At 71.8% G+C, this 25,820-nt stretch carries 23 protein-coding genes, 1 pseudogene and 1 riboswitch; of the genes and pseudogenes, 4 read left to right on the plus strand and 20 right to left on the minus strand.

Annotation, left to right across the window (positions count from 1 at the left end; translation table 11 throughout):
- Both AB0D08_RS33480 and AB0D08_RS33485 read left to right on the plus strand, forming a co-directional pair.
- Positions 1-90: pseudogene (locus AB0D08_RS33480) on the plus strand (ABC transporter ATP-binding protein); the annotation flags it as partial.
- Positions 91-143: 53 nt separating this feature from the next.
- Positions 144-2,690 (plus strand): FtsX-like permease family protein, encoded by a 2,547-nt coding sequence (locus AB0D08_RS33485; protein ID WP_359894028.1) that lies wholly within the window; start codon positions 144-146, stop codon positions 2,688-2,690.
- A 187-nt stretch (positions 2,691-2,877) separates the two neighbouring features.
- Here AB0D08_RS33485 and AB0D08_RS33490 read toward each other — a convergent pair whose 3' ends face one another.
- The 7 genes from AB0D08_RS33490 to AB0D08_RS33520 all read right to left on the minus strand — a co-directional run bounded on the left by AB0D08_RS33490 (position 2,878) and on the right by AB0D08_RS33520 (position 10,790).
- Positions 2,878-4,248: an NAD(P)/FAD-dependent oxidoreductase gene (locus AB0D08_RS33490; RefSeq protein WP_033823763.1), complete on the minus strand. Its 1,371-nt coding sequence runs from the start codon at positions 4,246-4,248 to the stop codon at positions 2,878-2,880.
- A gap of 456 nt (positions 4,249-4,704) precedes the next feature.
- On the minus strand, positions 4,705-5,646 hold the full coding sequence (locus AB0D08_RS33495; protein ID WP_359894030.1) for a Ppx/GppA phosphatase family protein: 942 nt from the start codon (positions 5,644-5,646) through the stop codon (positions 4,705-4,707).
- Positions 5,643-6,278 carry a DUF501 domain-containing protein gene (locus tag AB0D08_RS33500; RefSeq protein ID WP_033823765.1) on the minus strand — a complete coding sequence of 212 codons (636 nt, stop codon included), beginning with the start codon at positions 6,276-6,278 and terminating at the stop codon, positions 5,643-5,645. Before AB0D08_RS33500 ends, AB0D08_RS33495 begins: the two co-directional genes overlap by 4 nt.
- Before the next feature lie 83 nt (positions 6,279-6,361).
- Positions 6,362-6,835 carry a septum formation initiator family protein gene (locus AB0D08_RS33505; protein ID WP_051813849.1) on the minus strand — a complete coding sequence of 158 codons (474 nt, stop codon included), beginning with the start codon at positions 6,833-6,835 and terminating at the stop codon, positions 6,362-6,364.
- A gap of 176 nt (positions 6,836-7,011) precedes the next feature.
- Positions 7,012-8,298: a phosphopyruvate hydratase gene (eno, locus tag AB0D08_RS33510; protein ID WP_033823766.1), complete on the minus strand. Its 1,287-nt coding sequence runs from the start codon at positions 8,296-8,298 to the stop codon at positions 7,012-7,014.
- A 197-nt stretch (positions 8,299-8,495) separates the two neighbouring features.
- The gene (locus AB0D08_RS33515) at positions 8,496-9,134 is read right to left on the minus strand and encodes a transglycosylase family protein (protein ID WP_359894033.1); all 639 of its coding nucleotides are present in this window, start codon (positions 9,132-9,134) and stop codon (positions 8,496-8,498) included.
- Between the two features lie 4 nt (positions 9,135-9,138).
- Positions 9,139-9,323: riboswitch (cyclic di-AMP (ydaO/yuaA leader) on the minus strand.
- Positions 9,324-9,542: 219 nt separating this feature from the next.
- Positions 9,543-10,790, minus strand: coding sequence for a cytochrome P450 (locus AB0D08_RS33520; protein WP_033823768.1), 1,248 nt, complete (start codon positions 10,788-10,790; stop codon positions 9,543-9,545).
- Between the two features lie 159 nt (positions 10,791-10,949).
- Here AB0D08_RS33520 and AB0D08_RS33525 point away from each other — a divergent pair, with 159 nt between their 5' ends.
- A complete protein-coding gene (locus tag AB0D08_RS33525; protein WP_082526979.1) occupies positions 10,950-11,384 on the plus strand; it encodes an SDR family NAD(P)-dependent oxidoreductase in 435 nt (144 codons plus the stop codon).
- Here AB0D08_RS33525 and AB0D08_RS33530 read toward each other — a convergent pair.
- From AB0D08_RS33530 to AB0D08_RS33570, 9 genes are all read right to left on the minus strand, one after another.
- On the minus strand, positions 11,311-12,843 hold the full coding sequence (locus AB0D08_RS33530; RefSeq protein ID WP_063794478.1) for a cytosine permease: 1,533 nt from the start codon (positions 12,841-12,843) through the stop codon (positions 11,311-11,313). The genes AB0D08_RS33525 and AB0D08_RS33530 overlap by 74 nt on opposite strands.
- Entirely contained in the window at positions 12,840-13,142 is a 303-nt protein-coding gene (locus AB0D08_RS33535; RefSeq protein WP_051813851.1) for a Rieske (2Fe-2S) protein, read from the minus strand. Before AB0D08_RS33535 ends, AB0D08_RS33530 begins: the two co-directional genes overlap by 4 nt.
- Positions 13,139-13,996 (minus strand): iron-containing redox enzyme family protein, encoded by an 858-nt coding sequence (locus AB0D08_RS33540; RefSeq protein ID WP_051813852.1) that lies wholly within the window; start codon positions 13,994-13,996, stop codon positions 13,139-13,141. Before AB0D08_RS33540 ends, AB0D08_RS33535 begins: the two co-directional genes overlap by 4 nt.
- Positions 13,993-14,778 (minus strand): dihydrodipicolinate synthase family protein, encoded by a 786-nt coding sequence (locus AB0D08_RS33545; protein WP_359894036.1) that lies wholly within the window; start codon positions 14,776-14,778, stop codon positions 13,993-13,995. Before AB0D08_RS33545 ends, AB0D08_RS33540 begins: the two co-directional genes overlap by 4 nt.
- Positions 14,775-15,284, minus strand: coding sequence for a DUF6190 family protein (locus AB0D08_RS33550; RefSeq protein WP_359894038.1), 510 nt, complete (start codon positions 15,282-15,284; stop codon positions 14,775-14,777). Before AB0D08_RS33550 ends, AB0D08_RS33545 begins: the two co-directional genes overlap by 4 nt.
- Positions 15,271-16,452 carry an aminotransferase class I/II-fold pyridoxal phosphate-dependent enzyme gene (locus tag AB0D08_RS33555; protein WP_033823771.1) on the minus strand — a complete coding sequence of 394 codons (1,182 nt, stop codon included), beginning with the start codon at positions 16,450-16,452 and terminating at the stop codon, positions 15,271-15,273. Before AB0D08_RS33555 ends, AB0D08_RS33550 begins: the two co-directional genes overlap by 14 nt.
- A gap of 256 nt (positions 16,453-16,708) precedes the next feature.
- The gene (locus AB0D08_RS33560; RefSeq protein WP_051813853.1) at positions 16,709-17,401 is read right to left on the minus strand and encodes a DsbA family protein; all 693 of its coding nucleotides are present in this window, start codon (positions 17,399-17,401) and stop codon (positions 16,709-16,711) included.
- A 134-nt stretch (positions 17,402-17,535) separates the two neighbouring features.
- Positions 17,536-18,342, minus strand: a complete 807-nt coding sequence (locus AB0D08_RS33565) for an MBL fold metallo-hydrolase (protein WP_359894041.1) — start codon at positions 18,340-18,342, stop codon at positions 17,536-17,538.
- Between the two features lie 59 nt (positions 18,343-18,401).
- On the minus strand, positions 18,402-19,349 hold the full coding sequence (locus AB0D08_RS33570; RefSeq protein ID WP_033823773.1) for a DMT family transporter: 948 nt from the start codon (positions 19,347-19,349) through the stop codon (positions 18,402-18,404).
- Between the two features lie 145 nt (positions 19,350-19,494).
- Here AB0D08_RS33570 and AB0D08_RS33575 point away from each other — a divergent pair, with 145 nt between their 5' ends.
- Positions 19,495-20,094 carry a TetR/AcrR family transcriptional regulator gene (locus AB0D08_RS33575; protein ID WP_033823774.1) on the plus strand — a complete coding sequence of 200 codons (600 nt, stop codon included), beginning with the start codon at positions 19,495-19,497 and terminating at the stop codon, positions 20,092-20,094.
- Positions 20,095-20,356: 262 nt separating this feature from the next.
- Here the strand turns inward: AB0D08_RS33575 and AB0D08_RS33580 are convergent, their stop codons facing one another.
- The 4 genes from AB0D08_RS33580 to mfd form a co-directional block, all read right to left on the minus strand.
- The gene (locus AB0D08_RS33580; protein WP_033823775.1) at positions 20,357-21,352 is read right to left on the minus strand and encodes a MazG family protein; all 996 of its coding nucleotides are present in this window, start codon (positions 21,350-21,352) and stop codon (positions 20,357-20,359) included.
- A 94-nt stretch (positions 21,353-21,446) separates the two neighbouring features.
- A complete protein-coding gene (locus AB0D08_RS33585) occupies positions 21,447-22,082 on the minus strand; it encodes a SurA N-terminal domain-containing protein (protein WP_033823776.1) in 636 nt (211 codons plus the stop codon).
- A gap of 111 nt (positions 22,083-22,193) precedes the next feature.
- Positions 22,194-22,688: a hypothetical protein gene (locus tag AB0D08_RS33590; RefSeq protein ID WP_051813854.1), complete on the minus strand. Its 495-nt coding sequence runs from the start codon at positions 22,686-22,688 to the stop codon at positions 22,194-22,196.
- Positions 22,689-22,770: 82 nt separating this feature from the next.
- Positions 22,771-25,820, minus strand: a 3,050-nt coding sequence (mfd, locus tag AB0D08_RS33595; RefSeq protein ID WP_359894044.1) for a transcription-repair coupling factor, incomplete at its 5' end; no start/stop codon positions are given.

The raw sequence follows: 25,820 nt of genomic DNA on the forward strand, positions 1-25,820 counted from the left end.
GGCCGCATCGTCGACGAACTCCACCACCCCACCGCCGACACCGTCCTGGACCGGATGCGCCGCTTCGACGCCAAGGGCCGCACCAGCTGACACCCCGGCACCAGCCCGCCCCCATCCACCGACCCCAGGACACGGCAACCACCATGTACCGCACCGCACTGCGCAACGTGCTGGCCCACAAGGGCCGGCTGCTGATGACCGCCCTCGCCATCATGCTCGGCACCGCCTTCGTCGCCGGCACCATGGTCTTCTCCGACACGCTCGGGCAGGCCATGAAGAGCAGCTACGCCAAGAGCTACTCCGACGTGTCGGTGCTGGTGACCGACCGGACCACGGGCGGCCCGGTCCGCGGTGAGCGTGCCGCGGCGCCCCTCACCGACGCCACCGTGAAGGAGCTGGGCGCCCTGCCGGGTGTCCGGCAGGCCCGCGGTGTGGTGTCCGGCTTCACCGGGGTCGCGGACCGCAAGGGCGACCTGATCGGTGAGGCGTGGTCGGCCCAGGGCGCCAACTTCGTGCCCGGCCCCTCGGGTCAGGACTCCCGCTACCCGATGACCGAGGGCCGCGGACCGAAGGCGGCCGGGGAGATCGCGCTCGACCGGGGCACGGCCGAGGGGGCCGGCTTCAAGGTCGGCGACCGGGTCCGGATCGCCGGCAACGGCCCGGCCTCCACCGCCACCCTGACCGGGATCTTCACCACCGACGACCCGACGGTCACCTCCGGCGGCACGCTGACCCTGATGGACACCGCCACCGCGCAGCAGCTGCTGGCACTGCCCGGCCGCTACAGCAGCGTGGTGCTGACCGCGCAGAGCGACACCGCGGAGTCCGTGCTGGCCACCGCCGTCCGCACGAAGCTGCCCAAGGAGGGCGGGTTCGCGGTGGAGACCGGGCGGGAGCTGACCGACCGCCAGACCGCGACGATCGCCGAGTCGACCTCCGCGATGAAGAGCATGCTGCTGGTCTTCGCCGCCATCTCGCTCTTCGTCGGGATCTTCATCATCGCCAACACCTTCAGCATGCTGATCGCCCAGCGGGTCAAGGAGCTGGCGCTGCTGCGCGCGGTCGGCGCCGCCCGCAGCCAGGTCACCGGTTCGGTCCTGGCCGAGGCGCTGCTGATCGGCGCCGCCGCCTCGGTGGCCGGCCTGCTGGCGGGCATCGGCATCGGCGCCGGGATGCAGGCGCTGATCTCCTCGTTCAGCCCGGGCATGCCCACCGGTCCGCTGGTCATCGCGCCGGCCACCGTGGTGACCGCGCTGACGGTCGGGGTGCTGGTCACCGTGGTCTCCGCGGTGCTGCCCGCGATCCGGGCCTCGCGGATCCCGCCGGTCGCCGCGATGAGCAGCGGTGAGCTGCCCACCACCCAGAAGGGCCTGATCGTCCGCAACACGATCGGCTCGCTGGTGACCGCGGGCGGCCTGGCCCTGATCCTGGCCGGTGCGAACGCGTCCGGATCCTCGGGCCGCGCCATGATCGAGGGCGGCGCGCCGGTGACGCTGATCGGCATCTTCGTCCTGCTGCCGCTGCTGTCCCGCCCGGTGATCGCGTCGGCCGGGCCGCTGCTGGCCCGGCTGGCCGGCACCCCCGGCCGGCTGGCCCGGCGCAACGCGGTCCGCAACCCGCGTCGTACCGCCGCCACCGCCGCGGCCCTCACCATCGGCCTCACCCTGGTCAGCACGATGACCGTGCTCGGCGCCTCGGTGACCGACGCGGTCGCCAGGACCGTCACCGGCACCATGAAGGCCGACTTCAGCGTGGCCATGGCGGCCGGCGGCGACCTCTCCCCCGAGACCGTGGCGGCGGTCGCCGAGGCCCCCGGGGTGACGGCCGTCAGCCCGGTCACCGACGCCTTCTGGTCCTTCGGCGGCGAGGACCAGCCGGTCAGCGGCCTCGACCCCGCCACCTTCGACCAGCTGGTCGCGCCGGAGCTGGTGAGCGGCTCGGCGGACGCCCTGAAGCAGGGCCGGATCCTGATCGACAGCAAGGTGGCCGCGAGCACCGGCGCGACGGTCGGTTCGACCCTCGCGGTCGGCTACGGGGACGGCGCGAGCGGCACCGTGACGGTCGGCGGGGTGTTCCGCCCCAGCGAGGTGCTGGCGCCGGTGGTGGTGGCCGGCACCGCGGTCGCCGAGCACTCCGCGCGGCCGTACATCCGGGAGATCCTGGTCAAGGGTGCGGACGGTCCGACCGCCGCGCTGCGGCAGTCGGTCAAGGACGCCACCGGCAGCAACCCGGTGATCAAGGTCCGCAGCAAGCAGGACATGCAGGACGAGTTCAGCCGGATCATCACCTTCGCGCTGAACATGATGTACGGCCTGCTGGCGATGTCGGTGCTGGTCGCGGTGCTGGGCGTGGTCAACACCCTGGCGATGTCGGTGTTCGAACGCAAGCGGGAGATCGGCATGCTGCGGGCGATCGGCCTGGACCGGCGCGGGATCAAGCGGATGGTCCGGCTGGAGTCGGTGGTGATCTCGCTGTTCGGTGCGGTGATCGGGGTGCTGCTCGGCTGCTTCCTGGCCTGGGCCACCAACCGCACCCTGGCCGTCGACCTGCCCGGGCTGGTCACGGTGGTCCCGTACGGCACGATGCTGCTGTTCCTGGCGCTGGCCGGGCTGGTCGGCATGGTGGCCGCGATCTGGCCGGCCCGCCGGGCGGCGAAGCTGGACATCCTCGCCAGCATCAAGACCGACTGACCGCCGTACAGCAGAAGGCCCCTGCCGGAGGGTTCGGCAGGGGCCTTTCACGCTGCTGACTTCTGTACTTCTGTACTCCGCCCGGTCGCACTGCCGGCTGAGCACCACGGAGGTCGTGGTCCGGCGACACTGCCGGGCGGAGAGCCTCCGACTCGTACCCGGGCATCCAGCGCCCGGATCTGGTCGCTTACTTGCTGGCCGCGAGCTCCTTCTCGGCCGGAGCGGCCTGGGCCACGACCTTGGGGGCCGGCGCGGTGGCCTCCTGGAACGCCACGAACGGCTTCTCCATCTCGGCGAGGCCGACGGTCTCGCGCTTGAGGAACATCGCCAGCGTCCAGTCGGTGAAGACCCGGATCTTGCGGTTCATGGTCGGCACCCGGCTGCCGTGGTACAGGCGGTGGAACCACCAGGCCGGACGGCCCTTCAGCTTGTACTTGCCGAAGAGGATCGCCACACCCTTGTGCAGGCCGAGACCGGCGACCGCACCGAGGTTCTTGTGCTTGTACTCGGCCTGCGGGAAGCCGCGCATGCCCGAGATGACGTTGTCACCGAGCACGATGGCCTGCCGGACGGCGTGCTGGGCGTTCGGCGGGCACCAGGCGCCCTCGCCGACGGCGAGGTCCGGCACCTGGGCGTTGTCGCCGGCCGACCAGACGTAGTCGAAGCCCTTGACCTGGAGGGTCGGGGCGGTGTCGACGTGGCCGCGCGGGCCCAGCGGGAGGCCGAAGTTGGCCAGCACCGGGTTCGGCTTGACGCCGGCCGTCCACACGATGGTGGAGGCGTCCGCCTCGACGCCGTTCTTCAGCACCACGTGCTGGTCGACGCAGGAGTCCATCGAGGTCTCGATGTAGATCTCGATGTTGCGCTCTTCGAGCTTCTCCTTGGTCCACAGACCGAGGTCCGGGCCCATCTCGGGGAGGATCCGGTTGGCCGCCTCGACGAGGATGAAACGCATGTCCTCGCGGGTGACGGTCTTGTAGATCTTCGCCGCGTCGCGCGCCATGTCCTCGACCTCGGCGATGGTCTCGACGCCGGCGAAGCCGCCGCCGATCACCACGAAGGTCAGGGCCTTGCGGCGGACCGCCTCGTCCGTGGTGGACTCGGCCTTGTCCAGCTGCGCCATGACGTGGTTGCGGAGGCTGATCGCCTCCTCGACCGTCTTCATGCCGATGCCGTGCTCGGCGAGCCCGGGGATCGGGAAGGTGCGCGAGACCGAGCCGGTCGCGACGACCAGGTACTCGAAGGGCAGCTCGTAGGAGTCGCCGGCCGCGGGCTGGATGGTGGCGACCTTGCGGGCGTGGTCCACACCGGTGACCGCACCGGTGAGCACCTCCGCCTTCTTCAGGGCGCTGCGCAGCGGGGCGACGAGGTTGCGAGGCGCGACGTTGCCGCCGGCCGCCTCGGGAAGGAAGGGCAGGTACGTCATGTACGGCCGCGGGTCGACGACCGTGACGGTCGCTTCGCCGTAACGCATCTTCTTGAGGATGCGCATCGCGGCATACAGGCCGACGTAACCACCGCCGACAATGAGGATGCGAGGACGCTCCGTGGTGCTCATATCCGAAAGTATCCACCCCCGCCCCGAGCGCCCTTCGTGAGGCCCGTCACAACCCTCTGGACACCCTCTGCTACACTGCGCGGCCACAATCGCGGGGCCGGACGGGGCGTCCACCGCCCCCGGTGGCATCCGGCGCGGGCCCCGGCCGGAAGTGCCCTGCTGAGCAGCAACGATCCCGGTACGCCCGAGGTTCCCGGGCTTCATTTCGATTCCATCGGCGATCCGGAGGCCCCGCCTGGGATCCACGGGGGGATCCGGCCGGACGGCCTTCGGTCCCGCATATCGGACAGAGCGGACGGGCGGGTGCGTCGAAAGGGCGGATCGCCATGTGAAGAAATTCACGAACTTTCTCGCGACGCGCCGCACGCGACCCGGCCCCGGGGCGGTCGAGGCCGGTCCGGGGCCGGTCGGGTAAGGGGTACGGCAGCTCAGGGGGCCATACTCAGGGGGCGATGCTCAGGAGGCGATGCTCCAGGCGATGCCGTCCAGGATGTCGTGCTCGCTGACCACCAGCTCGGCGGCGCCGGTCCGCTCCATGACCTCGAGCAGGACCAGCGCACCGGCCGCGATCACGTCGACCCGGCCCGGGTGCATCACCGGGATCGCCGCGCGCTCGGCGTGGGTGGCGCCGAGCAGGCGGGTCGAGACCTCCCGGACCTGCTCCAGGCTCAGCCGGCTGTGGTGGATCCGCCCGGAGTCGTAGGCGGGCAGCCCCAGCACGATCCCGGCCATCGTGGTGACGGTGCCGGCCACCCCGACCAGGGTGGCCGCCGCGTCCAGCGGGACCGTCTCGGCGGCCAGGTCCAGGGCGGCCCCGATGTCCGCCCGGGCCCGGGCGATCTGATCCGGGGTCGGGATCTCGCTCCCGCCGAAGTGCCGCTCGGTCATCCGCACGCAGCCGATGTTCACCGACCGGGCCGCCTGGACCTCCGCTGCGCCGAGCACGAACTCGGTGGAGCCGCCGCCCAGGTCGAAGACCAGGTAAGGGGTGGGCAGGTCGGTGCCGGTGAGCTCCTTGGTGGCGCCGAGGAAGGACAGGTGGGCCTCCTCCTCGCCGGTGATCACCTCGGGTTCGACGCCGAGGATGTCCTTGACCCCGGCGGTGAAGTCCCCGGCGTTCGCGGCGTCCCGGGAGGCGCTGGTGGCGGTCAGCCGGATCCGCCCGGGGCCGACACCGTGCGCCGCGATCAGGCCGGCGTACTCGCGGCAGGCCGCGAAGGTCCGCTCCAGCGCCTCGGGCGTCAGCCGGCCGGTGCGGTCGACGTCCTGGCCGAGCCGGTTGATCACCATCCGGCGGTCCAGGTCGGTGATCTCCCCGGTGGCCGGGTCGAGGTCGGCGATGAGCAGCCGGATGGAGTTGGTGCCGCAGTCGATCGCGGCGACCCTGGTGACGGTCACTGGCCCTCTTCCTCCGCCTGCGCCCGCTTGGCGGCCCGCTCGGCGGTCTTCTGCTCCTTGGCGGCGATCACGGCCGCGTGGTCCTCGGCGGCGGCCCGCTGCTCGGCGACCCGGGCAGCGCTGGCCTCGACCTCGGCCGGGGAGACACACGGGCCCTTGGCCCACCAGTCCTCCAGCATCCCGATCGCCTCGTCGCCCAGCGGGTTGACGCCGGGACCTGCCGCCAGCGCGTGGCCGACCAGCACGTGCAGGCACTTCACCCGGTCCGGCATGCCGCCCGCGCTCGGGAAGCCCTCCAGCACTTCGATCGCGTCCCGGCGGGCGATGTAGTCCTCGTGCGCCTTCTGGTAGGCGGCGGCCAGCTCCGGGTCCTCGGCCAGCCGCGCGCTCTGGTCCTTCATCACCCCGTCGGCCTCCAGGGTGCCGATCAGCGAGGCTGCCTTGGGGCAGGTCAGGTAGTACAGCGTGGGGAACGGCGTACCGTCCGGCAGCCGCGGCGCCGTCTCCACGACGTCCGGGTTGCCGCAGGGGCAGCGGTGGGCGACCCCGCGCAGGCCGCGCGGCACGCGGCCGAGCTGGGCGGCGATGGCGGCGACATCGGAATCGGCAACGGGGGTGTGCTCAGTGGTCATCAGCGGTCTGTCTTCGTGAGGGGCGGGGGTTCGGGGGGTGTGCTTCGGTGCTCCGGGCCGGCGGCCGGGATCGGCGGCCGGGGTCAGCGCCCGGCTGCGGGTGCGGGTACGGCTCCGGCTTCGGGCCCGGTCCGGGGCGAGGCCGCGTCGGCCAGGTCGACCGACTCCCAGAATCCGGCGTACCACGGCTTGAGGGCCTTCGCCTGGGCGGCGGGCGCCGCACCGGTCGACGAGGACTTGACGGCCGCCGAGGGCGACGGGTCCACCGACACGAACGGCGTCTCGCCGGGCACCGCGTAGTGCAGCCGCTCCCGGGCCTGGGCCTTCACGTACTCCGGGTCCTGCCAGCGGGCCCGGTCCCGGGTGAGCTGCTCGACCTGCTGCCTGACCTGTTCGGCCCGGGCCCGCTGCTCCGCGAGCTCGGACCGCTGCGCGATGAACTGGCGGGCCGGGTAGGCGAGTATCGCCACCAGGGAACACAGGACGAGCACCAGGATCGTGGCCCGGCTGGTGAACCGCGGCCGCGCCGGGAGCCCCGGGATCCTCCACCTGGCCATCTGGTACCCCTCCCCGTGGTGTGCGGGGCCTGCGCGCCGGTGCCCCGGCCTCCACCCTACGGGGTGAGGACCGGGGCACCGGTACAGCGGGCGACCGTGTTCGCGGCAGCTGCGCTCGTTACGCGTTACTCCGCGGAGCGGCTGTGCTTGTTACTCCGCGGAGCGGCTGTGCTTGATTACTCCGCGGCGCGGAAGCGGGGGAACGCGCCCCGGCCCGCGTACTCGGCGGCGTCGTCGAGGATCTCCTCGATGCGCAGCAGCTGGTTGTACTTGGCGACGCGCTCGGAGCGGGCCGGGGCGCCGGTCTTGATCTGGCCGCAGTTGGTGGCGACGGCGAGGTCGGCGATGGTGACGTCCTCGGTCTCACCGGAGCGGTGCGACATCATGCAGCGGTAGCCGTTGCGCTGGGCCAGCTCGACGGCGTCCAGGGTCTCGGTGAGCGAGCCGATCTGGTTGACCTTCACCAGCAGCGCGTTGGCGGTGCCGGTCTCGATGCCGCGGCGCAGACGCTCCGGGTTGGTGACGAACAGGTCGTCACCGACCAGCTGGACCTTGTCGCCGAGCTTCTCGGTCATGGCCTTCCAGCCGTCCCAGTCCGACTCGTCCAGCGGGTCCTCGATGGAGACCAGCGGGTACGCGGCGACCAGCTCGGCGTAGTAGTCGATGAGCTCGGCGGAGGAGATCGCCTTGCCCTCGAAGGTGTAGGCGCCGTCGTTGTGGAACTCGGAGGAGGCGACGTCCAGTGCGAGCGCGACGTCCTTGCCCGGGGTGTAGCCGGCCTTCTTGATGGCCTCGACGATGAGGTCGAGCGCCTCGCGGTTGGAGTCCAGGTTCGGCGCGAAGCCGCCCTCGTCGCCGAGGCCGGTGGACAGGCCGCGCTCCTTCAGCACGCCCTTGAGCGTGTGGTAGACCTCGACGCCCCAGCGGACGGCCTCGGAGAAGGACTCCGCGCCGATCGGGGCGATCATGAACTCCTGGATGTCGACGTTGGAGTCCGCGTGCGACCCGCCGTTGAGGATGTTCATCATCGGAACGGGCAGCACGTGCGCGTTCGGGCCGCCGAGGTAGCGGAACAGCGGGAGGTCGGAGGCCTCGGAGGCGGCGTGCGCCACGGCGAGGGAGACGCCGAGGATCGCGTTGGCGCCGAGCGAGGACTTGTCCGGGGTGGCGTCCAGGTCGAGCATGGCCTGGTCGATCAGGCGCTGCTCGGTGGCGTCGTAGCCGACCAGCTCCGGGCCGATCTGCTCGATGACGGCCAGGACGGCCTTCTCGACACCCTTGCCGAAGTAGCGGTTCTTGTCACCGTCCCGCAGCTCCAGCGCCTCGAAGGCACCGGTGGAGGCGCCGGACGGGACGGCGGCGCGGCCCGTGCTCCCGTCGTCGAGCCCGACCTCGACCTCGACCGTGGGGTTGCCGCGCGAGTCGAGAATCTCACGGGCTACGACGACATCAATGGACGGCACGAGGCATCTCCTTGCGGAAGCGGGATGTGTTGTCGTTACGACCAGAGCCTAACCGCACCCGGAGCCGGGGCCGCGCAGACCTCGGCACCGTCTCACCGTGTGGCCCGGCTACTCGCCGGTAGTTCACCTGAATGCCCGCAAACCAGGCCGTACCTGCCGAACCGTCGCCGGGACGGCCTGGCCGCGCCGGGCCCGGGTCAGCCCAGCCGCAGGACCTGGCCGGGCTCGATCAGGTCCGGGTCGGCGCCGATCACGGCCCGGTTGGCGTGGTAGAGCTGCTCCCAGCCGCCCGCCAGCCGCTGGGCCTCGGCGATGGCGGACAGGGTGTCACCGGGGCCGACGGTGTACTCGCCGCCCTGGTCGTCGGGGGCCTCGGAGGACGGCTCGGAGGCGCGCTCGACCGGCGGGGCGGCGGCGCTGCGGGACGAGGGGTCGGCGTCCGCCTGCTGGTGCGGGCCGCCCTTGGCCAGCCCGGCCCGGCGGGAGCAGACCGGCCAGGCGCCGGGGCCCTGGGCGGCCAGCACCCGTTCGGCGACGGCGATCTGCTGGCTCTTGGTGGCCTGGTGGGCCTGGGCGGCGTACTTCACGCCGCCGAACGAGCGCCAGGTGTCGGAGGTGAACTGCAGTCCGCCGTAGAAGCCGTTGCCGGTGTTGATGCTCCAGTTGCCGCCGCTCTCGCACTGGGCGACCTTCTCCCAGGTGGAGACGGGGGCTGCGGTCGCGCCCTGGGCGGCGAGCAGTGGCAGTGCCAGACCGACCCCGGCCACGCCTGCTGCGGCGATGGCCTTCTCGGCCCGGTTCCAACGACGGTGACGGCCCGTACCGGTGAAGAGCATGTGGATTCCCTCTCCGCACGCCTGCGAGGTGAGCTGTCGGGTTCGGACCGGGAGGTGGTGGCCCGGCCGTCTCGGCGGGGCGGGAACGAGTGCTCCTGCCCGCGTCGGCGGCTTCACCCCTAGCCGTCGGGGGGCGACGGCGCAAACCTGGGTCCCCCGCCCCTGTCCTGGTTCTGGTCGGCTTCCCGGGGCGCGGGGACAGGATTCGGCGTTCCGCGTCCGGGGCCCGCGACTGCGAGCTTCCCGGAGGTTAGGCAGACGTATGTGCCAATCACAAGCTCATATCGCCGCCATCACGGAGAAATTACGAACCGTCAAAGATCGCCCACCAACCGTCCCTATATGTCCGAGTTGATAGTCATTCGGACGGCGAGAAAATCACCGTCCGACACGCGGACCGACACACCGTCAGGGGTGTGCCGAGAACGCCACCGGCAGCTCGCGCAGCCCCCGCATGATCAGTCCGCCGCGCCAGCGCAGGCTCTCCGGTTCGGCCGCCAGGGTGAGGTCGGGGAGCCGGGTCAGCAGGGTGGCGATGGCCAGCTGTCCTTCCAGCCGGGCCAGCGGCGCCCCGATGCAGTAGTGGATGCCGTGGCCGAAACCCAGGTGGGGGTTGTCCTTGCGGGCCAGGTCGAGGGTGTTCTCGGCGGCGAAGCGGGCCGGGTCCCGGTCGGCGGCGGCCAGCACCACCAGCACCGGGTCGCCGACCGGGATGTCCACCCCGCCGATGGTCAGCGGACGGGTCGCGAACCGCCAGGTGGCCAGCTCCACCGGTCCGTCGTAGCGGAGCAGTTCCTCCACCCCGGTGGCCAGCAGCTCCCGCTCACCGCGTGCCACCGAGTCCTGCAGCAGGGTGCGCTGGGCGGGGTTGCGCAGCAGCGCGTACAGGCCGTTGCCGATCAGGTTGACGGTGGTCTCGAAGCCGGCGAAGAGCAGGATGAAGGCCATCGCCGCGGCCTCGTTCTCGGTCAGGTGCTCACCGTGGTCACTGGCCCTGATCAGCCCGGAGATCAGGTCGTCGCCGAGGTCGGCGCGCTTGCGGTGGATGAGTTCCAGCAGGTACGAGCGCATCTTCTTGACCGCCCGGGCCACTCCGCCGCGCGGGCCGCGGCCGTGCCGGATCATCATCCCGGCCCAGTCCCGGAAGTCGTCCTGGTCCTCGGGCGGTACGCCGAGCAGGTCGCAGATCGCGTAGATGGGGAGCGGGAAGGCGAACTCGTGGATCAGGTCGGCCGAGCCGCGGGCCGCGAAGTCGTCGATCAGCCGATCGGTGAGGTGCTGCACCCGCGGCTCGAACTCGGCGACCCGGCGCGGGGTGAAGGCCTTGGAGACCAGGCGGCGCAGCCGGGTGTGGTCCGGCGGGTCGATGTTCAGCAGGTGGGTCATCAGGTCGGCCTGGCGCTCGCCCGGGATGCCGACCCGGCCGCTGCGGTGCGCCTGCCCGCTGTGGTGCGCCGGGTTCTTGGACAGCCGGCCGTCCGCGAGCGCCTGCCGGGCGTCCGCGTAGCGCGTCACCAGCCAGGCGTCCACGCCGCTGGGGAGCGTGGTGCGGTGCACGGGGGCGTGCTCGCGCAGCCAGGCGTACGCGGGGTAGGGGTCGGCGGCGAACTCCCACGTGAAGAGCTCCGGCTGGGTGGACTCGACTGGTTCCGGCATGGCACGACCGTAACCTTTGCCTGCGCGGGCGTGAGTCTGGTCACCTGGCGGGTAATCCCTGTTGCGGAGGGTCGCCGCGTGTCTACGATCCTCCGACAGCCATGTGTGGGCCGCGGTGCGGTGCGGCCCGCGGCGGTTTCGCTCAAGGAGGAGCAGGCCATGCGAGTAGCCGGGGCAGTGGTGGTCATCGCGGTGCTCGGCGGAGGTTCGGGGGCGGGTCTCGCCCGCCGGTTCGCCGCCGCGGGCGCGGCCGGGCTGCTGATCGCGGATCTCCACCCCGGCGTCGCCGAGGACCTCGCCGCCGAGCTGGACCGGCCGGGCTGCCCGGTGGTCGGGGTGAGTGCGGACGTCCACCAGCCCAGCGACGTCGCCGCGCTGGTGGAGACCGCCCGCAAGCACCTGGGTCCGATCGACCTGTTCGCGGTGGCCGGACCGGACGGCGAGCGGATCGTGGCGCTCGCCGACCTGCCCGACCACCTCGACCCGCTGGCCGAGCTGCTCGCGCTGGTCGGCGAGGCGATCAGCGAGGTCGTGCCGGCCCAGCGTCGGGCGCCGGCCGGGAGCGGGACTGCCGTGGCAGCGCCGGGGCGCTGAGCGGCAGGTACCGTTCGGGCGGCCCGGCCGGGCTCTCGCCCGGCTCCGGCGACAGCCGGACCAGCAGCACGTACAGCAGTGCCGCGGCGCCGAAGGAGACCGGCAGGCTGAGGTCGACGCCCGCGGTCAGTTCGGCCAGCGGGCCGACGTACAGCGGGTTGTTGACCCAGAGCACGCCGAGCACCGCGCCGGTGAGGAAGGCCGCCGCCGCCCGGGGGTTGAGCCCCCGGGTGTACCAGTAGCGGCCCGCCGGGGCGTCGGCCGGGGCGAGCTCGGCCGGCCGGTAACGGCCCCGGCGCAGCAGGTAGCCGGCCGTCAGCACGGCCGCCCACGGCGCCACCGCGGTGAGCAGCAGCGAGACGAACGCGGACATCGAGTCCATCGCGTCGTACACCACCGCGCCGAGGTACAGGGCCAGGATCGAGGGCACCGCCACGGCGAGCGTGGCGGCGGCCCGTGAGGTGCGCCAGAACAGCGAGTTGACGGACAGCCCGGCCGCGTAGAGGCACAGGCCGCCCTGCGGGAGGGTGCCGACCAGGCCGAACACCACGATCACCGGGACGCTCCAGCCCGGTACGGCGTCGGTCAGGCCCTGCAGCCAGAGCGGGTCGGTGGGGAAGAAGGTCGTCACGTACGCGCCGACCAGCAGGGCGGCGACGCAGGTGAGGAACATGCTGCCGCCGGCCCACCACAGCACCGGCCGGTCGCCGCGGCGCCCGGACATGTAGCGGCTGTAGTCGCCCTGGAAGGTGGCGTACGAGAGCGGTGCGGCCGCCGAGGAGGTGGCCGCCAGCAGCCAGGTGGTGCCCTGGCTGCCGAGGACCAGGTCCCCGCCGCCGTAGCCCGGGTCGAACCCGGGTACCAGCACGACGACCAGGAACAGCAGCATCAGGCCGCCGAGCACGGCGGTCGCCTTGTAGGTGCGGACCAGGGCGTTGTGCCCGAGGGCGGCGACCAGGACCACCGCCACCGCGGCCGCGGGCATCGCCAGTGCCAGCGGGCCGCGGCCGACCGGGGTGCCGAGCAGTTCGTGGGCGGCGACCATGACAGCGGTGCCGCCGGTCCAGACCGAGATGGCGAAGAAGCCGATCGCCACCGCGATGGTGATCACGTTGCCCAGCGCCCGGCCGCGGACGCCGAAGTGCGCGCCGCTGGCCATCGGGTCGTTGAGCCCGGTCCGCAGGCCGAACCGGACCAGCGGGAGCACCATCAGGGTGCCGACCGCAACCCCGGCCAGGATCGCGGTGCAGGCGGCCCACCAGCCCAGGCCGTAGCTGACCGGCAGCGCGCCGAGCACGACGGTGCCGAAGCAGAACTGGGCGGAGGACCAGATCCAGCCGAACTCGCCGGGCCCGGAGGTCCGTTCGGACTCGGGGATGGGGTCGATGCCGTGCTGCTCGACCTGGGGGCCGCGGGTGGCGGCCCCCAGGTCGGACAGTTCACGGCGGTCCGCCGTCACCTCGCCCCGCCGGCCAGCGCGGCGGCCTCGTCGGTGCCGTCCGAGCCGTCCGCGACCACCGCGACCACCCTGAGCGGGTCGCAGGCCGGTCCGGCGGTGCGCCGGCCCGAGTCGAGGTCGAAGGTCGAGCTGTGCAGCGGGCAGCGGATGCGCAGGTTGCGCTCGTCCACGTACCCGAACAGCAGCCGGCCCTTGCGGTGCGGGCAGGAGGCCTGGACCAGGACCCGGCGGCCGGACAGCTCCACCAGGACCAGTTCCTCGGTGACCTGCCGGATCCGGGTGGGGGTGTCGGTGCTCATCGCACCGCCCCCGTCCGGGCCAGCGTGATCGCGGCCTCGTTGGCCTCGGCGACGATCGCGCTGGTGAGCGTGACGCCGGCCCAGACCTTGGCGAGGTCGGCGCCGGCCTCCTCGTCGTAGGCCTTGATCGCGCCGCGCATCTGGCGGCTGTGGTACTGGTCGATGTACAGGTGCTCGGTGAAGTACTGGTGGTGCTCGATGCCGAGCCGCTTGGCCGCCTGGGCGAAGCCCTGGAAGCCGTACAGCACGCTGGCCTCGAAGTAGGCGTAGGCGCCGAGGAAGTACTCCGGCGACTCGGCCCGTGCGGCCAGCCAGTGGAAGAGGTTGACGTAGGCGAGGCCGGCGGCTCCGGTCCCGTCGATGTAGTCGTCCAGGTCCAGGGACATCCCGAGTTCGGTGAGCAGGTCCCGGTACAGCTGGGAGTGGGCCTGGTCCTCGTTGCCGCAGCCGAGTTCGTCGATCAGCACCCGGAAGACGGCCATCCCCGCGCGGTACGGCAGCCGGGGCACCACCGGCAGCAGCGGCTGGGACTCGATCAGGCCATCGACCGCGAACTGCCCGACCACCGCCTTGAACTCCTCCAGGGTGGCGGACAGCGCCAGGTAGTCCTGGCTGGCCGGGATGTCCGCCTGCTCGGCCGCGTGCAGTTCGCCGAGCGCCTTGACCAGGTCGGCCAGCGATCCGAACTCCGGCGCCGCGGCGACGTGTTCGGCAGCCAGCCGGCCGATCCAGGCGTCCTCGGCGGCCCGCATCCAGCCGTACTCCTCGGCGCTTGGCAGCCGGCGGTTCAGCCGGAACAGCCTGCGCTGGTCCCGGAGTCCGGCGTCGGCCTCGGTCTCCAGGGCGGCGGTCACCGCTCCGCCACCACGTCCGGGAAGGCGATGACCTCGCGGCGGTGCAGCTCCTCCTTGACGTAGCGGTACCAGTCGTCGCGGAAGATGCCGTAGCGCTCGCAGGCCTCGTCGACCTTCTTCTGCACGTCGGGCGCGGGGTCGACCAGGACCGCGTTGCACAGCGCGGGGTCCAGGTTGGCCAGCGGGCCGACCATGCCGGCGATGCCGGGGACGTCGGAGAGCAGGTTCTCCCAGCCCTCGAAGACCGGGATGGAGAGCGCGGCGGCCGCCTGCCGGGTGTACTCGGCGGAGCCGCTGGACTCCTTGATCCCGACGATGCCCGGGAGTTCGCAGATCCGCAGCAGGGTGGCCAGCTCGATCTTGTTCCCGGAGACCGCCTCCTCGTTGTAGAGGAAGAGCGGGATGTCCACCGCCTCGCGGATCCGCCGGTAGTGGAGGTAGATCTCCTCCTGCGTGATGTCCGAGCGGAACGGGGTGGTCACCACCGCGGTGGCGGCCCCGAGGGCGAGGGCGACCTTCGCCCGCTCGATCACCGCGTCGGTGTCGGGCAGGTGGATGCCGGCCAGCACCGGCAGGCCGTCCGCGTACCGGACCGCGTAGGTGACCATGTCACGCCACTGGGTCTCGGTCAGCTTCCAGCCCTCGCCGGAGCTCAGGGCCGGCATCAGGCCGGTGACCTCCGCCCGGATCGAGGCGATCAGCCCGGCCACGCTCGCCTCGTGGACCCGGCCCTCGGCGTCCACCGGGGTGACCAGCGGTGCGATGGTTCCGGTGTACGTCATGACGTCTCCTGGGGTCCGAAGGACGCCACCCGCAGGGCGAGCGAGTCCTGGTAGAGCGGCTCCAGCAGGCCGGGGAAGACGGGCTCCACGGCCGGCAGGGGCAGGGCGGTGACGGGCAGCCCGGTGCAGGCGAGCAGCTCCGGGTCGGCCGTGACCAGGGTGCCCCCGCGGTTGGCGACCTGGCCGACCAGCAGCCGCTTGATGAGCGGCAGTCCGGTGAGCGCGGGGTCGGCCGCCGCGGCCGCGAGGTCCTCCTCCGAGTAGCCGATCCGGTCGATCCGCATGTCGGTGTGGAGGTTGTCCATGAACGGGTAGTAGGCGTCCTGGACCTGCCGGGAGTACTGCCAGACCAGGTTGTCGCACCAGCCGACCTGCTCCAGGTTCAGCACCACCCGGTCGCTGAGCCGGCCGGCGAAGAACGCCTTGAAGCTCCGGCGGACGGCCTCGTCGCTGCTGTGCATCGCCATGAAGGCGGTGCCGTCGATGAAGGTCTCAGCTCTGCTCATGACGCTTCAGCACCTCACGCAGCCGCTCCATCGCCGAGGCGAACACCTTGGGCTCCCGGGCCAGCGCCAGGCGGATGAAGCGCTCGCCGCGGCTGGGCTCGTTCCAGTAGAAGAAGGTGCCGGGCAGCACGTACACCTCGGAGTCGTACAGCTCGGCCTGCAGGGCCGAGGCGGTGAGGTGCTCGGGCTTGATCCGGAACCAGGCGACGCTGGTGTTGACCACCGGCGTCTGGTACTCCAGCACCGCGCCGTCCAGCGCCCACTCGGCGGCCCGGCGGTTCTGGGTGATGATCTCGCGGACCGACTCGAAGCCGTCCTCGATGGAGTCTTCGATGTACTGGGTCACCATGTTGAGGACGAACGGCGAGACGTTCAGCAGGACGCTGGTGTGCAGGTTGTAGACGTCCTCGTGGATGTTCCGGCTGGCGGTGATCATGGCGCACTTGGCGTCCTGGATCGGCCAGGTCTTCCCGGTGTCCTCGATCACCATGTAGGTGACGCCGGAGTCCTCCAGCAGCTGGTAGACGTCCACCCGCCCGATCTCCGGGTCGCACAGCGCGAAGGAGGCGAAGCAGAAGTCGATCATCAGCAGCTTGTCGTGGTCGACGCAGTAGCGGATGACCTCGCGGAAGCCGTCCAGGCCCTGGGCGAGCAGGGTGAAGCCGGTCGGGTTGTTCGGGTCCACCAGGTAGATGGCATCGGTCTCGACATTGGCGACCAGGCCGTCGTAGATGCCGGCCGTCTCGGCCAGGGTCTGCTCCGGGAGCGGCTTCAACGGGACCTGCATGTTGCGCAGCAGGTCGGTGAGGTTGTCGAAGCAGGGCTCGATGAGCGAGACCGTCATCTCCCGGCGCTTCAGGTACATCGCCGCGACCATGGTCGCCACGCTGGCCGAGTAGGAGAGCAGGGTCCGGCCCATCGCACGGGCGGTGGGCTGGCGGTGCAGGCGGAAGAAGGCGTCGACGAACTGCGCCTCGAAGTAGGCCTGCTGGTTCTGCTCCGACTCGTACCAGAGCTCCGGCAGCCGGCCCACGATCTTGTCCTGGCTCGCCGACTGGCGCTGGTGGGTGTGCGCATCGGCCAGGTTGAACCTGGTCTTCAGCGCTTCGATCTCGTGCTGGGTCAGGTCCACGAAGGAGCTGACGTCGGAGGTGCTCGTATTCGACATAGCAATATCCCCCTTGCTGCTGATCGAAATGCGGATGGCGAAGATTCGATCACTCGATCGATCCTCGAATCTTCGAGCTTCACCCTAGAGGAGATCCACCGGGGCTGTGGGTAACAGAACGATAACTTTGAATTTACATTCAGCCGTCGAGATCGATTCGTGATTGATCGGTTCGGGCAGCACGAATAGGCACCCCGAGGATCCCGGGATGCCTATTCCTGGCAGGCTATGAAAATACGTTCCGAGCGGGCTCGGATCAGACCGCGGCGGCGCGCTGGAGCAGGTCGTCGAAGGCCTTCGGGTCATCGCTCTCGATGACCGGCCAGCCGATGCCGTAGCCGCCCTCCCAGCGCACCTTGATGCCCGGGTTGGCGTGGTCGGTGCCGTCCGGCAGGAACAGGTGCGGACTGCAGTTGACCCGGTCCGACGCCGAGAGCGCCGCCTGCGCGGACAGCTCGGCGCGGGCCCGGCCGTCGTTCAGCGCCGACTCCAGCTGGGCCACGTCGACCACCTCGGCCTCGCGGGCGGCCTCCAGGATCACCTTGCGGTTGCTGATGCAGCGGGACTCGGCCCAGAACGCCCGGCGCAGCGCCAGGTCCAGCTGCTCCGCGGCCCGGAAGCTCTGCGCCTTGGCGGCCTGGACCGCCTCCAGCGCAGGCAGCGTGGTCGACGGGTACAGCCAGTCCTTCGCCTGCCACAGCTGCCAGCCGGCACCCGGCTCCAGGCTCGCGTTGCGGGCCACCTCGCTGTCGGTGCCCGGGCGCGGGCTCGGGGCGTTGTTCAGCAGCTCCAGCGGGAAGGCCCGGTGGTCGAACCAGACCTTGCCGTCCAGGCCGAGCCGGGTGCGGGCGGTGTGCAGGCGGTGGACGGCGATGTGCGCGAACGAACACCAGATGTCGGAGAAGACCGTGATGACGCCGGGCGGCGGGGTCAGGTCGGCTTCGGGCATGGGGTGGCTCCTGTCGGATGGTGCGGATGGTGCACGTGCGGGTGCGGGAACGGAGGTGGGTACGGGTGCCGCCGGGGCGGCGCCGGCCTGCCGGTCCGTCCGGGACGCGCCGGGACGGCGGTGCGGTCCGGGGCTCATGACCGGGCCGGGGACCCGGCCTCGTGCGCGGCCAGCGCCGCGTCGAGGTCCAGGTCCGCGTCGGCGAGCCAGGCGGGGAGCGAGGGGATCTCGGACATCGCGGCGAACAGGTCGTCCACCCGGCCCTCGACCGTCGGGCCGTGGGCGCTGAGCAGCCGGGCCGGCCGCAGGCCGGCGATCTTCTTCAGCGCCGCCCGGAACTTCTCCTCGTCGGCCAGCGCCGTCCACGGCGCGATGGCCCGGTTGAGTATGGAGAATCCCGAGAAGAACTCGTCCTCCGGTATTTCCGAGAGATGCTCGGCGGGCTCCGACACCACCGTGCCGAAACTGTCCGAGCTGTACAGGGTGCCGTCCGAATGATCGAACAGCGCGACGGTCCCCGGCGAATCGTAGGTCGGTGGACGATGGAAGCTGATCGTCCGGTCCGGGAGTTTCCAGGTGCCCCCCGGATTAACCGTGACCACACGGTCACCAGGAATGTGGAATTCCTCGCCGAGCCGCGTCAGCGATATCGGGTTGGTGACCAGCCGGGCCTGCGGCGCCGCCTCCAGGACCGCGGCCAGGCTGCCGGTGTGGTCGCGGTCGTCGTGGGTGACCACCAGCCAGCGCAGGTCGGCCGGGTCGATCAGCTCCCAGAGCGCCTTCAGGAAGCCCTCCCGGTCCACCGGCATCCCGGTGTCGACCAGGAACGGCTCGGCGCCGTGCACCAGGAACGCGTTGACCGCCTGCAGGCCGAGGCCCGGGATCGGCAGGTCCGACGGGATCACCTGGATGCCGGGGCCGGCCTGGTAACTGTCTCTCATGGATGGGACCTCCGAGCTGGACGTCGACGGGACGGGCCGTCAGGACAACACCGGGCGGTTCAGGACAGCTGGATCGCCAGCGAGCCGCCGATCAGGCAGACCAGACCGATCAGGCGGGAGGAGTTCAGCGCCCGCTTCGGCAGCCGGAACAGGCCGTTGTGGTCGATCACGGCGGAGGTGAGCTGCTGGCCGGTCACGGTGAGCGCGACCGTCACGGCGGCGCCGATGCTGGGGATGAGCATGAAGGTGCCGGTCACGTACGCGGCCGCGCAGGCCCCGCCCAACCAGCCCCACCAGGGCATCTTCTTCAGCGGCGCGACCTTGGGCGCGGGCGTGCGGTTGGTGGCGCGCAGCGCGATCAGCACCACGGCGATGGTGACGGTGGCGACCGTGAAGCTGATCGCGGCGACGGTGATCGGCGCGTTCAGGTCGGCCCGCAGCTTGGCGTTGATCGCACCCTGGATCGGCAGGACGCCACCGGCCACGATGCCCAGCGCCAGCCAGCCCACCCGGGCCGCACCGCTCAGCTGGGCGGCGCCCGGCGCGGCCGCGGCGGCCGCCCGCAACTGGCCGCGGACGATCACCACGATCCCGACCAGGACGGCGAGCGCACCGAGCACGATGCCCACGCCGAGCGGCTTCTTCTCCAGACCGAACAGGCCGAGCAGGTCGATCCCGAGCGAGGCGAACATCTGCCCGGTGACGAAGAGTCCGACGCTCACCAGCGCGCCGAGCCGTGGGAAGAGCAGGATGCCGCTGGTGATGTAGAGCGGGCTGGCCAGGCCGCCCAGCAGGTGCCAGCCGTCGACATCCGAGAGCTTGCCCAACGCGCCCAGGGTGCCGAAGACGGCGGCGATGATGATCAGAATGCCGGTGGCGACGCTGAGCTGCACGGTGGAGGCGCCGTAGGGCGTCCCGACCGCGGAGTTCAGCTGGAGGTTCACCGACGCCTGGACGGCCAACAAGCAGCCGACCAGCAGGGCCACGGCAAGCAGCGCGCTGTGCATGACCTCGTCCTCTCCCAGTTAAACGGACAGTGTGTCCATTTACAGTACACCTGAAAGGGCTAAGTGGACAGTCGGCTCAGTTTCTTCTGCGCCTGGTAGTAAGCTCGAAAACATGCACAGCGGGCAGCACCGACGCGATCTGGCCATGACAACAGGCCTGCCGGTCCCCACTCCCCCGGCGCAGGCGAAGCCCCGTGAACGGGCCGATGCCGCGCGCAACCGCGCCCAGATCCTGGCCGCGGCCGAGGAGCTGTTCGCCACCAGAGACCCGGCCACCATCACCATGGACCAGCTCGCCAAGGCCGCCGGCGTCGGCCGCGCCACCCTCTACCGGCGCTTCCCCGACCCGGCCGCCGTCGCGGTCGCGCTCCTCGACGAGCACGAGTACCGGCTCCAGGAACAACTCCTCAGCGGCCCGCCCCCCTTGGGGCCCGGGGCACCGCCCGGGGAGCGGCTCGCCGCGTTCTACGTCGCCGCGATCGACCTGCTGGAACGTCACCTGCCGCTCGCGCTCGGCGCGGAGACCGGGGCGGCCCGCTTCACCTCGGGCGCGTACGGCTTCTGGCGGATCCACATCCGCACCCTGCTGGTCGACGCGGACGTCCCCGACCCCGACGCCCACATCGACCTGCTGCTCGCGCCGCTGGCGCCCGAGCTCTACGACTTCCAGCGCAACCGGATGGGGCTCAGCAGCGAACGGATCATCGCCTGCGTGGCGGGGATGGCGCGGCGCTTCATGCGCTGACCCTCCGGCGCCCCTCCCCCGCAAGCGCAGCCCCCTCCGGGGGCGCGAGGAACTGCGCGAAGCGGGAGACATCCCAGCTCAACGACAGCAACGGACCCGCAACCCAGCGCAGCGTCCCCAAGGGGCGCGAGGAACTGCGCGAAGCGGAAGACATCCCGGCTCAACAACGGCAACGTACGAGCAACCCCACCCGTGCGACGCCGGGTGCACCCCCGTGCCCTACCGCCCTCGCGCAGTTCCCCACACCTCCAGGGGTGGGGGGTCAGGCCGGGAGGCCTTCTGCTGTGCGGATGGCGGTGCGGTAGTGGCGGGCTGCCGCGCGGAGGGCCGCGTCGACGTCGATGCCCGCGTCGTAGCCGCGCTGGGCGACGGCCAGCAGCAGGGCGCCGGCGCTCTCGTCGGTGAGGTCGGCGGACGGCAGGGTCCACGGCTGGTCGGGGACGCCGGTGAAGCCGGCCCGGCGGACGCGGGAGACCAGCTTCGCCGCATAGGCGAGCGAGGGCAGTCCGGCCGGTACGCCGTCCAGGACGGACTCGCGCTGCTTCTCCGCGGCCTTCAGCTGCTCCCAGTTGGCCTCGACCTGGGCGGTCCCGGTGGCGTCGACGTCCCCGAAGACGTGCGGGTGCCGGTACATCAGCTTGTCGACGATGTCACCGGCGACGTCGTCGATGGAGAACGGGTCCTCGGGGTGCTCCTCGGCGATCCGGGAGTGGAAGAAGACCTGCAGCAGCACGTCGCCGAGCTCCTCGCGGAGCGTCTCGCGGTCGCCCTCCTCGATCGCCTCGACCAGCTCGAAGGCCTCCTCCACCAGGTACTTCACCAGGCTGGCGTGGGTCTGCTCGGCGTCCCACGGGCAGCCGCCCGGCGAGCGCAGCCGGTCCATCACCGAGGCCAGGTCGAGCAGCCGGGCGCCGGGCAGGTCGTACGAGCCGGGCAGCAGCTCGATCTCGGGCGCCGCACCGGCCTCCTCCACGGAGATCCGGGCCAGGGCGTCGGTCAGTCCGGGGTCGCCGTCGGGGCTGCCCAGCCAGAGCACCGGGGCGGCCTCGACCAGGCGGCGGGCGAGAGCGGGCGCGGTGCCGCGTTCGATCAGCTCGACCTCGACCCCGGCCTGTCGCAGGGCGGGCAGCTGGGGGTGGGCCGGGTCGGCGGCCAGTACCCGGCCGGCGGCGTGCAGCGCCTGCCAGGCAGGCCAGGAGAGCAGGCCGGGGGCGACCCGGTGGGTGGTGGTGAGCAGGGTCAGCTTCGGAGTGTCCACAGCTTCGAACCTACCCGTCCGGACCCCGGCCCCCGGCCCCCGGCCCTCGGCCCGGTGCCGGCCGTCGGTACAGGTCGGTACAGGTCGGTACAGGTCAGTACAGGGTGCTGTTGGTCGGCAGCCAGTCGTCGGCCGTGTCGGTCAGGCCGATCTGGGCCGGGTCCCAGTGTCCGTAGCGCGGGTTGACCTCGATCCGCAGGGCGGTGCCCGCGGTCACCAGGGCCTTGCGGATCGCCTCGTCGCCGCCGGCCGAGCGGGCGTCCTGGCCGTCGGCGGTGGCGAGTTTCTGCAGGCCGAGCTGCTGGCGGTAGAAGTCGTCGATGCCGACGGCGGGTACGCCCTGCTTGCCGAGCAGTTCGGCGGCCAGCTGGTCGGGCCCGCCGAGCAGCTTCGCGTCGGCCTCGCGGGCCTGCGCGACCTCGGTGGCGGAGACGGTGAGGCCGCGGTCGGTGAGGGCCTTGGCGAGCACCCGGTCGAGCACCAGCTCCGCGACGGTACGCCGGGCGAGGCCGGCCTGTTCCGCGCGGGCCGCGCCGGGCCGGGCGGCGGACGCGTCCCGCACCGCGGCGACCTTCGCCTCGACGGTGGCCACGCTGATCCGTTCGTCACCGACCACCGCGGCGGCTCCCTGGTGGGCCGGGGTGTTCGCGCAGGCGGCGAGCAGGACGGCGAGGGAGAGTCCGGCCACCGCCTGGGCGGTGCGGCGGGCGGCGGAGCGGGTGCGGATCACGTGCGGCCTCCAGTTGTCCGGCTGTGGCTGGTGCGGTCTCCGGTGGTTCTCCTGACAGGGACAGACAATAGGGAGCCCGACCGCGCGGTGCCAGACCTTGGTCCGAACGGGTCATCCGCCCGTGGCGTAGGGGTTGCCGCCCGGCGTCGGCGGCGGGGTGGCCGGCTGCCCGTAGGGCTGCGGGTACGGCTGGGCGTGCGGCTGCCCGTACGACGGGCCGTACGGCTGCGGGTGGGCCGGGAAGGCGGGGTGCGGGGCAGGCCGGCCGGGGAACCAGGCCGCGGCGCGGTCCATCACCAGGAAGTGCACCGGCGCGCCGACCGCCAGGGCGATCAGCAGCAGCCCGCCGACGATGCTGTACGGGCTGCCCTGGCTGTTGTCCGGGGTCAGGCCCAGGCAGACGTAGACGGCGAGTTGCACCGCGCCGATCACGACCGCACCGGCGAGGTCGGCGGGCCGGCGCCGGCGGGCGGCCAGCACCACCGACGGGACCAGGCCGAGCAGGCCCACCGTCAGCAGCGGCAGCAGGGCGTAGAGGGCCTTCAGCGCCGGGTGGTGCGGGCCGCCGGCGGCGTGGCCGGGCGGCCCGTACGGGTGGCCGGACATGCGCTCTCCTGTCCAGGTGGTGGCGGGTGGTGGCGGTTCGCCGCACACCGTACCGCCACCACCAGCCCCGCGCGGACGTCCGCTACTTCTTCGCCCCCGCCAGGTCGTCGAACATGGTGGTGAGGAACTCCCGGCTCCAGGCCAGCAGTTCCCGCCCGACCAGCGGCTTGCCGCCGATCCGGCCGCCGCTGCTCGGCCGCGGCACCAGCAGCTGGGCGGCGGCCGCCTTGACCTGGCTGCGCGGGTAGAGCCGGTTCAGCCGCAGCTGCTGGGACTCGCGCAGGTCGACCGGGCCGAACCGGACGAAGTTGCCCTGCAGCGTGATGTCGCCGATCCCGCAGCGCCGGGCGTACAGCCGCAGCGCGGCCACCAGCAGCAGGTTCTCCACCTGCTCGGGCAGCTTGCCGTACCGGTCGGTGAGCTCCTCGCGGACCTGGACGATGTCGTCCTCGGAGTTGACCGCGGCGATCGAGCGGTACGCCTGCAGGCGCAGCCGCTCGCCGGGGGCGTAGTCGTGCGGCACGTGGGCGTCGACCGGCAGCTCGATCTTCACCTCCAGCGGCTCCTCCTCCGGCTCGGCGCCACCGCTCGCCAGCGAGTCCCGGAACTCGGCCACCGCCTCGCCGACCATCCGCATGTAGAGGTCGAAGCCGACGCCGGCGATGTGCCCGGACTGCTCGCCGCCGAGCAGGTTGCCCGCGCCGCGGATCTCGAGGTCCTTCATCGCCACGTACATGCCCGCGCCCATCTCGGTGTGCTGGGCGATGGTGGCGAGCCGCTCGTGCGCGGTCTCGGTGAGCGGCTTCTCCGGCGGGTACAGCATGTAGGCGTAGCCGCGCTCGCGGCCGCGGCCGACCCGGCCGCGCAGCTGGTGCAGCTGGGACAGGCCGAAGGTGTCGCCGCGCTCCACGATCAGGGTGTTGGCGTTGGAGATGTCGATGCCGGACTCCACGATGGTGGTGGAGACCAGCACGTCGAACTCCTTCTCCCAGAAGTCGACGACGACCTTCTCCAGCTGGGTCTCGCCCATCTGCCCGTGCGCGGTGGCGACCCGCGCCTCGGGCACCAGGTCCTTCAGCCGGGCCGCCGCCTTGTCGATCGACTCCACCCGGTTGTGGATGTAGAAGACCTGGCCCTCGCGCAGCAGTTCACGCCGGATCGCGGCCGAGATCTGCTTCTCGTCGTACGGGCCGACGAAGGTCAGCACCGGGTGCCGCTCCTCCGGCGGGGTGGTGATGGTGGACATCTCCCGGATGCCGGTGACCGCCATCTCCAGGGTGCGCGGGATCGGGGTCGCCGACATGGTCAGCACGTCGACGTTGGCCCGCAGCTTCTTCAGCTGCTCCTTGTGCTCGACGCCGAAGCGCTGCTCCTCGTCGACGATGACCAGGCCGAGGTCCTTGAAGCGGGTCTCCGAGGAGAACAGCCGGTGGGTGCCGATCACCACGTCCACCGAGCCCTCGAACAGGCCCTCCAGCACCGCCTTCGCCTCCGCGTCGGTCTGGAAGCGGCTCAGCGCCTTCACCACCACCGGGAAGTTGGCGTACCGCTCGGCGAAGGTGGAGAAGTGCTGCTGCACCAGCAGCGTGGTCGGCACCAGCACGGCGACCTGCTTGCCGTCCTGGACGGCCTTGAAGGCCGCCCGGACCGCGATCTCGGTCTTGCCGTAGCCGACGTCGCCGCAGATCAGCCGGTCCATCGGGACCGACTTCTCCATGTCGGCCTTCACCTCGGCGATGGTGGTCAGCTGGTCGGGGGTCTCCGCGTACGGGAAGGCGTCCTCCAGCTCACGCTGCCAGGGGGTGTCCGGGCCGAAGGTGTGGCCGGGGGCCGCCATCCGGGCCGAGTACAGCTTGATCAGGTCGGCGGCGATCTCCTTGACCGCCTTCTTGGCCCGCTGCTTGGTCTTGGCCCAGTCCGCGCCGCCGAGCCGGTGCAGGGTCGGGGCCTCGCCGCCGACGTACTTGGTGACCTGGTCGAGCTGGTCGGTCGGCACGAACAGCCGGTCGCCGGGGTGGCCGCGCTTGGCGGGCGCGTACTCCAGCACCAGGTACTCGCGGGTGGCGCCCTGCACGGTGCGCTGCACCATCTCGACGTACCGGCCGACGCCGTGCGCCTCGTGCACCACGTAGTCGCCGGCGGCCAGCGCCAGCGGGTCGATGGCGTTGCGGCGCCGGGACGGCATCCGGCGCATGTCCTTGGTGGAGGAGCGCTGGCCGGACAGGTCGGTCTCGGTGATGACGGTCAGCTTCAGCGTCTCGTCGACGAAGCCGTGCTCGATCGAGCCGCAGGAGACGTACACGACGTCCCGGGTGGGCGCCTCGGCGAGGTCGGCGACCAGCCGGGCCGCGATGCCCTCGTTGCCGAGCACCTCCGCCAGCCGGGACGCCGGGCCGTGGCCCTCCGTCACCATGACGACCCGCCAGTCGGCGGCCAGCCGTTCCTTGGCGTCGGCGATGGCGCGGGCGGTGTCGCCGCGGTACGCCTCGACGGCGTGCATGCCGAGGGTGAGCGTGCCCGGGTCGAACTCCAGGATCCCGTCCAGTCCGGCGTCGCTGGTGGCGAACGGGCTGACCGACCACCAGGGCAGGCCGATCGCGGCGGCGTGCTCGCGCACGTCGGCCAGCGACCACAGCGAGGCGGCCGACACGTCGATCTGCTCGATGTCGATCGGCCGGTCCGCGCCGGCCGCCGCCGCCACCCAGGACGCCTGCAGGAACTCCTGGCTGGTCGCCACCAGGTCGGCGGCCCGGGTGCGGACCCGCTCGGGGTCGCAGACCACCGCGATCGAGCCCTGCGGCAGGACGTCGAGCAGCAGCTCCATGTCGTCCACCAGGACCGGTGCCAGCGACTCCATGCCCTCGACCGCGATCCCCTGGGCGATCCGGTCCAGGATCTCGGCCAGCTCCGGGTGGTCCGCGGCCAGCGCGGCGGCCCGCGCCCGCACCTGCTCGGTGAGCAGCAGCTCCCGGCAGGGCGGGGCCCACAGACCGTGTTCGGCGATCTCCAGCGACCGCTGGTCGGCGACCTTGAAGTACCGGATCTCCTCGACGTCGTCGCCCCAGAACTCCACCCGCAGCGGGTGCTCCTCGGTCGGCGGGAAGACGTCCAGGATGCCGCCGCGGACCGCGA

Source organism: Kitasatospora sp. NPDC048540 (assembly GCF_040651175.1).
Taxonomy (GTDB): Bacteria; Actinomycetota; Actinomycetes; order Streptomycetales; family Streptomycetaceae; genus Kitasatospora.

Bases quoted from the DNA above. Each gene is read 5' to 3' on its own strand.
- AB0D08_RS33500 (WP_033823765.1), bottom strand. From the start codon at position 6,278: ATGACCACTGAGCACACCCCCGTTGCCGATTCCGATGTCGCCGCCATC.
- AB0D08_RS33535 (WP_051813851.1), bottom strand. From the start codon at position 13,142: ATGAGCACCGACACCCCCACCCGGATCCGGCAGGTCACCGAGGAACTG.
- AB0D08_RS33555 (WP_033823771.1), bottom strand. From the start codon at position 16,452: ATGTCGAATACGAGCACCTCCGACGTCAGCTCCTTCGTGGACCTGACC.
- AB0D08_RS33545 (WP_359894036.1), bottom strand. From the start codon at position 14,778: ATGACGTACACCGGAACCATCGCACCGCTGGTCACCCCGGTGGACGCC.
- AB0D08_RS33490 (WP_033823763.1), bottom strand. From the start codon at position 4,248: ATGAGCACCACGGAGCGTCCTCGCATCCTCATTGTCGGCGGTGGTTAC.
- AB0D08_RS33515 (WP_359894033.1), bottom strand. From the start codon at position 9,134: ATGCTCTTCACCGGTACGGGCCGTCACCGTCGTTGGAACCGGGCCGAG.
- AB0D08_RS33565 (WP_359894041.1), bottom strand. From the start codon at position 18,342: ATGAGAGACAGTTACCAGGCCGGCCCCGGCATCCAGGTGATCCCGTCG.
- AB0D08_RS33520 (WP_033823768.1), bottom strand. From the start codon at position 10,790: ATGCCGGAACCAGTCGAGTCCACCCAGCCGGAGCTCTTCACGTGGGAG.
- AB0D08_RS33525 (WP_082526979.1), top strand. From the start codon at position 10,950: ATGCGAGTAGCCGGGGCAGTGGTGGTCATCGCGGTGCTCGGCGGAGGT.
- AB0D08_RS33505 (WP_051813849.1), bottom strand. From the start codon at position 6,835: ATGGCCAGGTGGAGGATCCCGGGGCTCCCGGCGCGGCCGCGGTTCACC.
- AB0D08_RS33560 (WP_051813853.1), bottom strand. From the start codon at position 17,401: ATGCCCGAAGCCGACCTGACCCCGCCGCCCGGCGTCATCACGGTCTTC.
- AB0D08_RS33485 (WP_359894028.1), top strand. From the start codon at position 144: ATGTACCGCACCGCACTGCGCAACGTGCTGGCCCACAAGGGCCGGCTG.
- AB0D08_RS33590 (WP_051813854.1), bottom strand. From the start codon at position 22,688: ATGTCCGGCCACCCGTACGGGCCGCCCGGCCACGCCGCCGGCGGCCCG.
- AB0D08_RS33575 (WP_033823774.1), top strand. From the start codon at position 19,495: ATGACAACAGGCCTGCCGGTCCCCACTCCCCCGGCGCAGGCGAAGCCC.
- AB0D08_RS33550 (WP_359894038.1), bottom strand. From the start codon at position 15,284: ATGAGCAGAGCTGAGACCTTCATCGACGGCACCGCCTTCATGGCGATG.
- AB0D08_RS33570 (WP_033823773.1), bottom strand. From the start codon at position 19,349: ATGCACAGCGCGCTGCTTGCCGTGGCCCTGCTGGTCGGCTGCTTGTTG.